This is a genomic window from Sphingomonas sp. Y38-1Y (assembly GCF_032391395.1).
GTDB lineage: Bacteria > Pseudomonadota > Alphaproteobacteria > Sphingomonadales > Sphingomonadaceae > Sphingomonas.
In genome coordinates, this window is sequence record NZ_CP135916.1 from 1879742 (window position 1) to 1891716 (window position 11975).

General features: G+C 68.5%; 12 protein-coding genes. 2 read left to right on the forward strand and 10 right to left on the reverse strand.

What is annotated here, in order from left to right:
• Positions 1–23: 23 nt before the first annotated feature.
• Positions 24–500: a hemerythrin domain-containing protein gene (locus RS883_RS08990; RefSeq protein ID WP_315759867.1), complete on the forward strand. Its 477-nt coding sequence runs from the start codon at positions 24–26 to the stop codon at positions 498–500.
• Positions 501–515: 15 nt separating this feature from the next.
• The gene (locus RS883_RS08995; RefSeq protein ID WP_315765047.1) at positions 516–1916 is read left to right on the forward strand and encodes a UdgX family uracil-DNA binding protein; all 1401 of its coding nucleotides are present in this window, start codon (positions 516–518) and stop codon (positions 1914–1916) included.
• A 111-nt stretch (positions 1917–2027) separates the two neighbouring features.
• On the opposite strand, the gene speD is transcribed toward RS883_RS08995, so the two are convergent.
• The 10 genes from speD to RS883_RS09045 form a co-directional block, all read right to left on the reverse strand.
• Positions 2028–2393, reverse strand: coding sequence for an adenosylmethionine decarboxylase (speD, locus tag RS883_RS09000; RefSeq protein ID WP_315759868.1), 366 nt, complete (start codon positions 2391–2393; stop codon positions 2028–2030).
• Positions 2390–3991: an FAD-dependent oxidoreductase gene (locus RS883_RS09005; RefSeq protein WP_315759869.1), complete on the reverse strand. Its 1602-nt coding sequence runs from the start codon at positions 3989–3991 to the stop codon at positions 2390–2392. The genes speD and RS883_RS09005 overlap by 4 nt, the downstream gene beginning before the upstream one ends.
• Positions 3981–5510, reverse strand: coding sequence for a polyamine aminopropyltransferase (locus RS883_RS09010; RefSeq protein WP_315759870.1), 1530 nt, complete (start codon positions 5508–5510; stop codon positions 3981–3983). The genes RS883_RS09005 and RS883_RS09010 overlap by 11 nt, the downstream gene beginning before the upstream one ends.
• The gene (locus RS883_RS09015) at positions 5503–5715 is read right to left on the reverse strand and encodes a DUF350 domain-containing protein (protein ID WP_315759871.1); all 213 of its coding nucleotides are present in this window, start codon (positions 5713–5715) and stop codon (positions 5503–5505) included. The genes RS883_RS09010 and RS883_RS09015 overlap by 8 nt, the downstream gene beginning before the upstream one ends.
• A gap of 11 nt (positions 5716–5726) precedes the next feature.
• The gene (locus RS883_RS09020; protein WP_315759872.1) at positions 5727–5885 is read right to left on the reverse strand and encodes a hypothetical protein; all 159 of its coding nucleotides are present in this window, start codon (positions 5883–5885) and stop codon (positions 5727–5729) included.
• A 3-nt stretch (positions 5886–5888) separates the two neighbouring features.
• Positions 5889–7226: a DUF4178 domain-containing protein gene (locus tag RS883_RS09025; RefSeq protein WP_315759873.1), complete on the reverse strand. Its 1338-nt coding sequence runs from the start codon at positions 7224–7226 to the stop codon at positions 5889–5891.
• Complete coding sequence (locus tag RS883_RS09030; protein WP_315759874.1) at positions 7219–7887, reverse strand: DUF4178 domain-containing protein; 669 nt, start codon at positions 7885–7887, stop codon at positions 7219–7221. Before RS883_RS09030 ends, RS883_RS09025 begins: the two co-directional genes overlap by 8 nt.
• A 218-nt stretch (positions 7888–8105) precedes the next feature.
• Positions 8106–9110 (reverse strand): SPFH domain-containing protein, encoded by a 1005-nt coding sequence (locus tag RS883_RS09035; protein WP_315759875.1) that lies wholly within the window; start codon positions 9108–9110, stop codon positions 8106–8108.
• 74 nt (positions 9111–9184) lie between these two features.
• Positions 9185–10645, reverse strand: coding sequence for an MFS transporter (locus tag RS883_RS09040; RefSeq protein ID WP_315759876.1), 1461 nt, complete (start codon positions 10643–10645; stop codon positions 9185–9187).
• A gap of 65 nt (positions 10646–10710) precedes the next feature.
• Positions 10711–11757 carry a LacI family DNA-binding transcriptional regulator gene (locus RS883_RS09045; protein WP_315759877.1) on the reverse strand — a complete coding sequence of 349 codons (1047 nt, stop codon included), beginning with the start codon at positions 11755–11757 and terminating at the stop codon, positions 10711–10713.
• Between the last annotated feature and the right edge of the window lie 218 nt (positions 11758–11975).

Consider the following 11975-nt stretch of genomic DNA (forward strand, 5'->3'; position numbering starts at 1 on the left):
GGCACCGTTCAGAGGAACCCGCCATGGCCGACGCCCGCATCTTTGCCGACCTCAAGCAGGACCACGACCTGCATCGCAAGCTCCTGAAGGACATCGACGCCGCCGACGAGGGACAGCGCGCCGACCTGTTCGAACAGTTTCGCGTCGAAGTGACCGCGCACGCCGCTGCGGAGGAGGAATCGCTCTACGCGACGATGCTCGCCAACCCGGAACTGCGCGACGAGGCGCGCCATTCGGTCTCCGAGCACAAGGAGATCGATGACTTCTTCGAGGAGATGGTCGAGCTCGATCCCGCCACGTCCGAGTGGAAGGAGAAGTTCGACGCAATGCGGCACCGCTACGAGCATCACATCGACGAGGAAGAGGAGGAGATGTTCCCCGAGGCGGCCAAGGACCTGCCCGACGACGAGGTCGCACGCCTCGCCAAGGTGTTCGAGGCGCGCAAGCCGAAGGAGCTGGAGCTCGCCGAGCAGACCCAGCCTGGCGACGAGCGCGAGTAAGCGCCGCCGATGGGCATCCGCGTCGCACGCCTGGACGCCCCCGACGACTTCGAGGGCTGGCGCGACGCAGCGCGGGAGCTGGCGGCCGATCGGGTGCCGCCGGACCGCGTGATCTGGCAAGTGGCGGGGCATGCGGCGGACCTGTTCGCCGAGACCCCGCCGCCGATCGACCCGCCCGCGGACCCCGCGCCGCCGCCCGCCTTCCGGGTGCCGCGCGGCTTCGTCGACCTGGCGCGCGACGTCGTGCTTCACGCCGATCCGGAGCGGTTTGCGCTCCTCTACACGATGCTGACGCGGCTGCTCGATCAGCCTCGACTGATTGACGACCGTGCCGATCCGCTCCGCCGCCGGCTGGACGAGATGGCCAAAGCGGTGCGCCGCGACATCCACAAGATGCGCGCGTTCCTGCGCTTTCGCGAGGTCGCCGATGACGCGGGCGAGCGCTTCGTCGCGTGGTTCGAGCCCGAGCATCATATCGTCCGCGCCAACGCTGCCTTCTTCGTCAATCGCTTCAACACGATGCGTTGGTCGATCCTGACGCCGGAAGTGTCGCTGCATTGGGACAGCGAGACGCTGAGCGAGGGGCCGGGTGCAGTGAAGGGCGATGCGCCCGACGGCGATCCGATCGAGGCGGTGTGGAAGACCTATTACGCGTCGATCTTCAACCCCGCGCGGCTGAAGGTCGGGGCGATGCTGCGCGAGATGCCGCGCAAATACTGGAAGAACATGCCCGAGACCGCGCTGGTCGGCGAACTGGTGGCAGGCGCGCGGGCGCGGGAGACGGCGATGATCGAGACGGCACGGTCGGCGGCGCCCGGCGGCAATGTCGAGGGCGCCTGGGCGGCGCTGCGCGAGGAGGCGATGGGCTGCACCCGCTGCCACCTCTACAAGCCCGCGACCCAGACCGTGTTCGGCGAAGGGCCGCTGGACGCGCGAATGATGTTCGTCGGCGAGCAGCCGGGCGATCAGGAGGATCTGGCCGGTCAGCCCTTTGTCGGGCCGGCGGGGCAGGTGTTCAACCGCGCGATGGACGAGGCGGGGATCGACCGCGAGACGGTCTATGTCACCAATGCGGTCAAGCACTTCAAGTTCGAGCCGCGCGGCAAGCGGCGGATCCACGCCAAGCCAGACGCGGGCGAGATCGAGGCATGCCGCTGGTGGATCGAGCAAGAGCGGATGCTGCTGACGCCCAAGCTGACCGTGGCACTGGGCGCGACGGCGGCACGGTCGCTGACCGGCAAGACGGTGACGATTTCGCGAGAGCGGGGACGCGCGTTCTTGCTGCCGGATGGCGGCGAGGGGTGGATCACCGTCCACCCGAGCTTCCTGCTGCGCATCCAGGACAAGACCCAGGCGGACGAGGAGTATGCGCGGTTCGTGGAGGATTTGCGAAACGCGGCGGCGCATGTTGGGTGATCGACCGCGTGGGGCACGTGGTTCGACAGGCTTAGCACGAACGGGTTTTTAGCGCGGGACCTATGCCCCGTTCATCCTGAGCTTGTCGAAGGACGTGTGTCGGGCGGCTCCTCAGGCGGGGAGCACGCCGAACCCCCGCGCAATGCTGCGCCGATGCTGCACGCTCGCGCCAAGCGCTTCCGCCAGCACCTCGAGCGCCGCATCCGGATCGCACCGCCGGCCGCAGACGAAGATATCGACCGCCGCATAGCCATGCTCCGGCCAGCTATGGATCGAGATGTGCGATTCCGCGAGCAGCGCGACGCCGGTGATCCCCTGACCCGGCCCGAAGGCGTGGAGGCGCAAATCGATCAGCGTCGCGCGCGCGGCGGTCGCTGCCGATCGCAGCGCGTGCTCGATGCGCGGCAGATCGTCGAGACCGTCCGCCTCGACCAGTTCGGCGATCAGATGGACACCGTCATAGGCGGGCGGGCTCATGTCAGCGCCTCGTGCGCGTGGCCGGCGCGTGCCATCACCGCCTCGGCCGCGCGCGTGCCGTGAAAATGCGCTTCCTCGAACAGCGACAGGCCCGACAGGTCGCTGTGCGCGAGGTACATCGGCGGCTCGACGGCAAAGGCGGGCGCCGCGCCCCAGACATAGCCTGGCGTCGGACGGATCATCGCATGTCCCCACCGCCACAACGCGATCTCGCCGATGTCGAGGTCCGGGTGCATGGCAAGCAGGTCGTCGCGAACGATGCGCTTCCATTCGTCGGCGGGGCGCTCGAGCAGCAGCCGGCGGGCGTTCGCGGGCGCCATCGATGACAGCGGCATGTACCAGCTCAGCACCGTGGGGCCGGCCGAGGCGGCGCGGTCCTGATGCGTTGCGACGACATAGCCGAGCGAGTCGCCGGTCGAGGACACATTGTCCCAGGCAAGCGGGACGCCGGGCCCCTGCGGCGGCTGCGCGACGGTGACGTTGGCGACGATCCAGGGCGCATAGCTGCACGGGCGAACGTCAAGGCCGGAGATCAGCCGCGCGGTGACGAACAGCGGCGTCGCCAGGATCGCGGCGTCGGCGAGCGTGCGGACGCTCTCGCCCCGGGCAACGTCGAAGCTGTCGATCGCGACGCCGTTTGCAGTGCGGGCGACGGCATGGACGATCCGTCCGGGCCGCACGCGCTCGCCCAGCCGCCGGGCCATCAGCCGCGCCAGATGACCATTGCCGCCGGGCCAGGTGAGGACATTGTCCGCTACCCCGGCCGCCGCATGGCCACGCCGCCCCGCCCAATAATGGACGCCGGCCCAGGCGGAGACATGCTCCGGCTCCGTCCCGTAATCGTCGCGCATCGCGTAGCGGACATGCGCGCACAGCACCGGTGATGTGAGGCCCCGCGCATCCAGCCAGGCGGCGAACGTCTCGCCGTCAAGCGCGCGCCAGGCGGGATCGGCCGAGCTATAGGCGATCGGCGTCGCAAAGGCGGGCCTGCCGTCGTTGCCGACCGCCCGCTTCGCGCGTGCCATCTCCGCATCGAAGGTGGCGAGGTCGGCGCGGTCCTTGGCCGACAGGCCGGTGCGCGGCACCAGCCCCTCCTGCCACTTGCCGCGCCACAGCAATCGCTCCTGAAGGTCGGCGCAGAGTTGCATCGGGTCATAGGTCGGCACGCCGTCCGCCTCGCCAGTGACGATGCCCATCCGCTGGAGCATCCGCCTGAGCGCTGTCGCCTCGCGATTGGGGATCGGCAGGTAATGGGCGCCGAGCGGATAGGCCGAAACGGCATTGGCGCCGCTCCGGGCATTGCCGCCGGCCTCGTCCTCCAACTCCAGCAGCGCGAAATCGTAATAGCCAGCCTCGGCCAAGGTCCAGCCCGCCGACAGCCCGGATATGCCCCCTCCGATGATAGCGGTGCCGACGTGCTCTTCGCGGGTCGGCGCGGGAAACTTGCCCTGCCGCAGGCGATGGCCGCGGGCGAGGTCGGCGCCGGCGAGTGGACCGGGCGGCAGCGGCGGCTCGCGAAACGCGAGCGCCGCGCCGCCACCCGCCAGCGCCGCTGCGCCCGCGCCCAGGCCGAGCAGCGCGCGCCGGTCAGCTTTCATAGCGGCTCCAGGCGGCATCGAAGACGCGCACCAGCGACTGGTTGTCCAGGCGGTTCACCTCGACCGGGCGGCGCGCCATGTCTGGCGGAAAGGCGAACAGCGGCGCCTCGCTCGCCGCGGTCAGGAAGCGGCCGGCGGGGAAGCTGGCATGAAGCGGGATGGGGCGCAGCGCCGCGAGGGTGAAACCCCATTCGCCGAAGCTCGGCACATAGGCGTGATAGCCCTTGGTCGCGAACCCCACCGCCTCCAGCGTCGTCGCGACGGTCCAATAAGCGTCGGGCGCGACCAGCGGCGACGTCGACTGGACGACCATCATTCCGCCGGGCGCGAGCAGGCGGCGCACCTGTGCGTAGAAGCTGTCGGTGTAGAGCTTGCCGACCGAGTAATCGACGGGGTCGGGAAAATCGACGATGATCGCGTCGTACTTCGCCTTGGCCTCGCGTGCCCATCGGAACGCGTCGGCGTTGATGACGGTCATGCGGGGGTCGGAGAGCGAACCCTTGTTGAGTGCGGCAAGGGCCGGGGTGTCGCGGAAAAGCGCGGTCATTTCCGGGTCGAGATCGACGAGCGTGACGCGGCGGACGCCGGGGTGGCGGAAGACCTCGCGAGCGGCCAAGCCGTCGCCGCCGCCGAGGATGAGGATGTCACGCGGACTGGCGACGCGGCCGAGCGCGGGATGCACCAGTGCCTCGTGATAGCGATATTCGTCGCGCGAACTGAATTGGAGATTGCCGTTGAGATAGAGGCGCAGGTCGTCGTCCTTGCGCGTCAGGACGAGGCGCTGGAAGCGGCTGGAGCGGGCATAGACGACGGGCTCGCCATAGCCGGCCTGCTCGCCCCAGCGCTGGAGCCGGTCGGCGGCGACGAAGCCGGCGGTCAGCAGCGCCAGGATGACGATCGCGGCGACGACCTCCCCGCGCATCCGCCGTCCGCGCGGGAGCGCGAGGAGGAGCGCGAGCGCCACCGCCGCGTTGGCGATGCCGAAGGCGAAGCCCGTGCGGATCATCCCGAGATGGGGCATCAGGACGAGCGGGAACAAGAGCGACGCGGCCAGTGCGCCGACATAGTCAAAGGTCAGGACGCTCGACACCGTTTCGCGGAAATCGAAGTCCTTGAGGATGCGGATGAGGAGCGGGATTTCGAGCCCGACGAGGAAGCCGATCGCCAGGACGATGCCATAGAGCGCGATGCGGAAATGCTCGACCAGCGGGAAGAGGAGGAAGAGCAGGGCCGCCGAGCAGCCGCCGATGATCGCGATCAGCAATTCGGTGCGGACGAACAACCGAAGCTCGCCGCGCTTCACATAGCGCGAGCACCACGAACCGATGCCCATCGCGAACAGATAGGTGCCGATGACGGTCGAGAACTGGGTGACGCTGTCGCCCAGCAGATAGCTCGCGATCGTCGAGGCGAGCAGCTCGTAGACCAGTCCGCAGGTCGCGACGACGAAGGCCGAGACGAGCAGCGCGCCCGCCGGTGCCGTGACCTTCGTTCGCGCCGCGGGATCGGCTTCAGCCATGGATTGCCGCGGCGACGATGATCGCCAGGCCGAGCGTCATCGCGGCGGCGACGATCGCCACGCCGATGTTGCGCTGGTCATGGATTTCCGACCACAGACGACCCGGCGTCAGCAGGTCGAGGATGAAAAAGCCGATCATGAACACGAACACGCCGACGCCGGCATAGAGCAACGTGTTGAGGAAGGTTGCGAGCGAGGTGACCATCCGAAATCCCCTTATTTGTGGTTGGGTCCGCCGACGAAGATGACGCCGCCGCCGCCGCGCGGGCCGCTGCGCCCGTCGGCGAACGGCGACCAGGCATAGCTGTTGGCAAGCATGAACAGCCCGACGATGCCGAGGCACCAGAGGCCATAGAGGAAGGTCGAGGTGCGCATGGATCAGTCGTCCTCGTCGCCGGCGCCGGTGAAGTCGCTTTCGCCGCGACGTGCACTCTCGAACTGCGCATGGAAGATGAGCGCGACGCCCAGCGGCAGCAGGATGAGCAGCAGCATCAGAAAGAAGATGCCGAACCCGGCACCGCCGCGGCTGACGACGCGCAGATTGGCTTGCGGCGCGTTGATGCCCCCGCGGCGCCAGTCGGACGTTTGCTCTTCGGCCCCGAAGGTCCAGAAGTTCGAGCCCGATTTCGACGGATCGACCCAGTTGTTGCCCTTGTAATCGACGACCAAGTCATAGGTGCCCGACGGCAGCGCGGCGAAATCCGCGGTGGCACCGCGGTCGCCCTCGCTCCAGTCACCGTCGGAATCGCGGCCGGAATAGCGCTCGGCCGCCTTGGACGCGGTGAAGCTCCGCTGGTTCTTGCGATCGACGAGCGTGTAGTCGAGGTCGACCCAGCCGTTCGACAGCGCCGGCACCTCCGCGACGACGCGGACGCGCTGATAGGGGCGGGTGAGCTCGATCGGGCCGACGGTCACTTCCTGGTCGCGGCCATCGGCGGCGATGTCGACCGATCCCTGCCACAGGGTCCGGCCGCCCGTCGTCAGCACCGCGCCGACGATCAGCGCCGCAAGCGCGAGCAGGGCTATGACGATCGCACCCTTGAGGAAGGGGCGGACGGGCGAGGGCTGGTGCGGCAGCGGCGGCCACGGCTTGCCTTGCGCAGAAACCCCGAACGCTGCGGCAATTTCCGCCGCGGGCAGGTAGCGCGACCGCGACCAGCTCACCTCGCGGTCGTCGACCTCGCGCGAGAGCATCTCGCCCGGGCGAACCCAGTCGTCGGTGCGGACGCTGTCGCCGCGCTTCACCCGCCAGTAAAATTCGCCGACCACGTCGGTGACCACCGCGCGCCCCTCGGCGAAGAACGGCTGATAGCGTTCGCCGTCGACGGTGACGCCGCCCCAGCCGCCGGTCGGGGTGACGTTCAGCTGCTCGCCCAGGCTCCAGCCGCCGCGCTGCTCGATCAGCCAGCGATAGCCATGATAGGGATTGAACAGCAGGAACTCCTGCCACGGATAGCCGCTGTCCTCGCGCGCCATCCAGCCGACGGTTTCCCACTCGGTCCCGTCCAGCGTGCCCCGGGTACCGAGCGGGATCGCAAGCCGCGACGCCTTTTCGTTGTAGCGCGTGACCAGTCGCACCTCGGGCTGGCTGACGTCGAGGATGCTGGCGCAGTATTCGCATGCGACGGTGACGGAATGGCCCGCCGCGCGCAGCGTGATCGTGCCGCCGCAATTGGGGCAGGACAGCGCCCGGGCGGCGGGGGCGGCATCAGCCATAGCGCGGCACCGTCCATCCCTCGATCGCCCGCAGGTTGGTCGCGCCGAGGTCGGCGAGCGTCACGTAGCGGCCGTCATAGAACCAGGCCTCGTTCCCCTCGCGCTGGAGGCTGGCGGCGCGGCCCGATCCCGCCTTGAGGTCGACCGAGTAGATCGTCCAGCCGGGTAGCGCGGTGAACGGAAGCTCGCCCTCCGCGGCGATGCACGACACTTCGCGCGCATCGGCGATCGTCAGTTCCTCGTCGTCGATCTCGGCCTTGCGGCCGGGGATCGCGGGGGCGCCGCGCGCGATGCGGTCGAGTTCGGCCGAGCCGATCTCGGCCAGCGGGCGCTCGAAGGTCATCATGAAGTCGCCCATCGCCTCGCCCAGCCAGCCGTGGCGACCGCCCTCGAACAGGCACAGCCACTCGTTCCAGGAGCCGTCGGTCCAGGACCAGCGGACGCGCCCGATCACCTCGAAGGACGCGCCGGCAAAGCGGCCACGCGTGCCGATCTGGATCGGCGACACGTCGAACGGCAGCGCTGCCTCCTGACCCGCCACGCCGACGCCCGCGTCGCTGCGCACGAGCATCGAGCGGCAATGGTCGCAGACGCGATTGGGCAGCGAGGCCGACCGGAAGGTGACGGGCGCGCCGCAATTTGGGCAGTCGAGGGTCAGCATGGTTCAGTCATGGCCGTTCGTACCGGGTCGGCATCTTCAATACCCGTTCGTGCTGAGTAGCGGCCGAGTAGCTTGCGTGAGCAAGCGGATCGAGGTCGCGTATCGAAGTACCGCCCCGCCGACCAACGTCCTTCGATACGGTACCTCGATACGCTGCTGCGCAGCTACTCGGCACCTACTCAGGACGAACGGAAGGGGATGGGGCGATCAAGGCCATTTTACCGGATCCGCCCGAGCAGCTCGGCCTTCTTCGCGTCGAAGTCGGCCTGCGTGATCGCGCCGATCGTCAGCAGCTTGTGGAGCTTTTCGAGCTGGGCATAGGGATCGTCGCCGGCGCCCGCCACGACGCCCGCACCGCTCGCCTGGCCGCCGCCGGAAAGGCCCGCGGCCATCGCCTGGCCCAGCGCCATGCCGGCACCCGCGCCGACGCCAAGGCCCGCGACGCCGCCGTCTGCACCCGCCGCCTTCTCGATCGCGTCGGCGCTCTGGAACTTCACGAAGCGGTCAAGGTCGCCGACGACGCGCATCGACGATGCCTTGTCGAGATACTTCTGCACCTCGTCGGGGAGCGACAGGCTCTCGACGAAGAAGGTCTGGCAGCTGAGACCCCATTGCGTGAAGGCGGGCTGAACCATCTCGCGCAGCCGCTCCGACATGGCGGCCTGATCGGCGGCCATGTCGACGAAGCCGAATTCGCTGCGGCCGAGCGAGGTGGCGAGCTGCGTCGCGATCGCCGAGCGGAGCTGGGGCTCGACATCGCCGACTCGGACATGGCCGAGCGTGCCCATCAGCTTGGCCTGGAATACCGGCGGCTCTTCGATGCGGAAGCTGTAGCCGCCGAACGCGCGGATGCGCAGCGGACCGAACTCCTTGTCGCGCACCGTGACGGGCTGCGACGTGCCCCATTTCAGGCCGGCCTGCTCCTTTTGCGTGAAGAACAGGACGTCGGCCTTGAACGGCGACTGGAAGCCCTTGTCCCAGTTCTGGAGCGCGGTGAGCAGCGGCAGGTTCGCGGTGGTGAGCGTGTGCTGGCCGGGGCCGAACGCGTCGGCCATCTGCCCTTCGTTATAGAAGAACGCGACTTGACCCTCGCGCACCGTCAGCGCGCCGCCGTTCTGGATCTCGCGATCCTCCATCGGATAGCGGATGGCGAGGTCGCCGGGCTCTTCCACCCAGTCGATGACGTCGACGAACTGCTTCTTCAGGAAATCGAGAATGCCCATGAGGTCCTCCGGTTGTCCGCCGAGTGTAATGGCGAACCATCACACTTGAAAGCGAAACCGGAGGATCGGGGGCGCTATTCCTCGCGAACGCGGAGCATTGCAGCGGCGGCAAGGATCATGACGCCTGCGCCGATCGCCATCGTCCAGACGGGGGCGCCGGGGAAGAAGGCGTTGATGACCGCGCCCATAACCGTCGCCACGATCAGCTGTGGCACGACGATGAAGATGTTGAACAATCCCATGTAGATGCCGTATTTTCGCGGATCGAGACTGCCGGCCAGGATCGCGTAGGGCATGGTCAGGATCGATGCCCAGGCGATGCCGATGAACACCATCGCCACGAGCAGCGTTTGCGCGTCGCGCGTCACCAGGATCGTCGCGAAGCCGGCCGCGCCGCTGAGCAGGCCGATGACGTGCGTTCGCACCTTGCCGATACGTCCGGCAAGCCAGGGGAGCAGGAACGCGCCGATCGTGGCGACGCCGTTGTAGCTGGCGAACAGCACGCCGACCCAGTTCGCACCCTGGTTATAGGCGGCGCTGGTCGGGTCGGTGGAGCCGAACACGACCTGCGTCACGACGGGCGTGGTGTAGATCCAGAGGATGAACAGCGCCGACCAGGTGAAGAACTGGACGAGCGCGAGGCGGCGCATCGTCGGCGGCATCTGCGCCAGGTCGGAGTTGATGAGGACGAGCGCGCCGCGGCTGCCGCCCGCTGCCATCGCTCGCGCCGCGACGCGTGCCAGCCCGAACGCGACCAGCGCGCCGCCCAGAACATAGACCGCCTTGTCGAGCGCGAGCGCATAGACCGCGCCGCTGAGGACCACGCCCGCGAGTGCCCAGAGTGGGCCGTTGGCGGGCGCGACGACCTGACCCTCATGCTCGGACGCGGCGCGGCCGGCGAACGTGGCCATCTGCTCGGGCGGGTATTCGCGGGTGGTGAGGACGGTCCACAGCACCGCGATCAGGATCGCCGCCGCTCCGATGTAGAAGGCAAAGCGGACCGAGGGCGGGATGATCCCGGCCGGCGCAGTGTTGGCGACGCCCGCCATGTTGAGGAGCTCCGGCGCCAGCGAGCCGACCACCGCCCCCGCGCCGATGAACGCGGTCTGGAAGGCGTAGCCCGCGGTCTGCTGATCCTTGCCCAGCATGTCGCCGACAAAGGCGCGGAACGGCTCCATCGAGATGTTGAGCGAGGCGTCGAGCAGCCACAGCATGATCGCCGCCGTCAGCAGCACGCCCGCATGCGGCATCCCGACCAGCGCGAGCGCGGCGAGGATCGCGCCGCCCAGGAAAAAGGGGCGACGACGACCGAAGCGGCTCCAGGTGCGATCCGAATAATGGCCGATGATCGGCTGGACGAGCAGCCCCGTCACGGGTCCGGCGATCCACAGGAAGGCGAGCTGGTCGATCTCGCCGCCCAGCGACTGGAAGATGCGGCTGACATTGGCGTTCTGGAGCGCGAACGCGATCTGGATGCCGAAAAAGCCGAACGAGATGTTCCAGAGAGCGGCCATGCTCTGGCGCGGCTTGTCCATTCATCCTCCCCACCGGACTGAGGTGCCGGGTAGGAGCCGTGTAGGCAGCGGAGGGACGCGGCGCCTCACGTATTCGTATGCGCGCCGCAGCTAGAGCGGACGATCAGCCGGACGGGGAGGGGGCCGGTCGCGGGCTCGCGTCCGGCGATGCGGTCGAGGAGCGTGGTGACCAGGCGCTCGCCCGCGCCGCGCGCATCCTGCTGGACGGTGGTGAGCGGGGGCGAGGCTTGCTGGGCGGCGGGGATGTCGTCGAAGCCGACGACGGAGACGGCGCGAGGCACGTCATATCCGCGCCGCTCCAGCGCCTGCATCGCGCCGATCGCGATCAGGTCGGACGCGGCGACGACGCCATCGAACGCGACGCCGCGGTCGAACAAGGCCGCGACCGCGTCGGCACCCGCCTGTTCCAGCGTGATCGCATCGACCTGAAGCGCGGAATCGGCCGTTATCCCCGCCGCCGCCAGCGCGTCGCGATAGCCGAGATAGCGGTCGCGAAACTCGGGGTAATGGTCGTTGCCGGCACCCAGGAACGCGATGCGGCGGCGGCCGTGGGCGATCAGGTGCTCGGTCGCCATTCGCCCCCCGGCGCGATTGTCGCAGCCGATCGTCGCACCGCCGTCGCCGGGCTCTGGCGAGCCCCAGCGGACATAGTGCGTCCCTTGTGCATGCAATTGTTCGAGGCGCGGGCGATAGAGCGCATAGTCGCCGTATCCAAGCAGGATGATCCCGTCCGCCTTGCGGCTGTCCTCATACGCCTTGTGCCAGTCGCCCGACAGCTGCTGGAACGAGATGAGGAGGTCGTAGCCGGCATTGGCGGTGTGCCGCGTGATCCAGCCGAGCATCGACAGGAAGAACGGGTTGATGAGGCTCGCATCCGCCGTCGGATCCTCGAAGAAGAGGAGCGCCAGCGTATGCGACTGCTGGCTGCGCAGCGACGAGGCGTTCTTGTCCACCGCATAGCCCAGTTCGCGCGCGATCGCCTCGATCCGGGCGCGCGTTTCGGCGCTGACCGACGTCGATCCGCGCAGCGCCCGGCTGACCGTCGGCTGAGAGACGCCGGCGCGATAGGCGATGTCGAAGGAGGTGGGGCGCTGTGACGCCGGGCGGTTCATCGGCTTCCTGTCCCCTGTGCCAGCAAGTCTGCGCTCGCCTGACGAGCAGCCTAGATCAACCCCGACAGGGCGTAAAGCGGGGGGGAGTGTGGCGCGAAGAGCACAGGCGCGGCGCTGCTGCACCGCATGACATACGTATGCCTTCTGTTCGCCCGGGCCGGGGACACGGTACGAAGCTGCCACAGGGTAGGCACCGCCATACCCGATTTCGGAACAGT

Excerpts from the sequence above, each read along its gene's own strand:
- RS883_RS09025 (WP_315759873.1), bottom strand. The coding sequence starts at position 7,226 with ATGGCTGATGCCGCCCCCGCCGCCCGGGCGCTGTCCTGCCCCAATTGC.
- RS883_RS09045 (WP_315759877.1), bottom strand. The coding sequence starts at position 11,757 with ATGAACCGCCCGGCGTCACAGCGCCCCACCTCCTTCGACATCGCCTAT.
- RS883_RS08990 (WP_315759867.1), top strand. The coding sequence starts at position 24 with ATGGCCGACGCCCGCATCTTTGCCGACCTCAAGCAGGACCACGACCTG.
- RS883_RS09030 (WP_315759874.1), bottom strand. The coding sequence starts at position 7,887 with ATGCTGACCCTCGACTGCCCAAATTGCGGCGCGCCCGTCACCTTCCGG.
- RS883_RS09005 (WP_315759869.1), bottom strand. The coding sequence starts at position 3,991 with ATGAAAGCTGACCGGCGCGCGCTGCTCGGCCTGGGCGCGGGCGCAGCG.
- RS883_RS09020 (WP_315759872.1), bottom strand. The coding sequence starts at position 5,885 with ATGCGCACCTCGACCTTCCTCTATGGCCTCTGGTGCCTCGGCATCGTC.
- speD (WP_315759868.1), bottom strand. The coding sequence starts at position 2,393 with ATGAGCCCGCCCGCCTATGACGGTGTCCATCTGATCGCCGAACTGGTC.
- RS883_RS09040 (WP_315759876.1), bottom strand. The coding sequence starts at position 10,645 with ATGGACAAGCCGCGCCAGAGCATGGCCGCTCTCTGGAACATCTCGTTC.
- RS883_RS09035 (WP_315759875.1), bottom strand. The coding sequence starts at position 9,110 with ATGGGCATTCTCGATTTCCTGAAGAAGCAGTTCGTCGACGTCATCGAC.
- RS883_RS09010 (WP_315759870.1), bottom strand. The coding sequence starts at position 5,510 with ATGGCTGAAGCCGATCCCGCGGCGCGAACGAAGGTCACGGCACCGGCG.
- RS883_RS09015 (WP_315759871.1), bottom strand. The coding sequence starts at position 5,715 with ATGGTCACCTCGCTCGCAACCTTCCTCAACACGTTGCTCTATGCCGGC.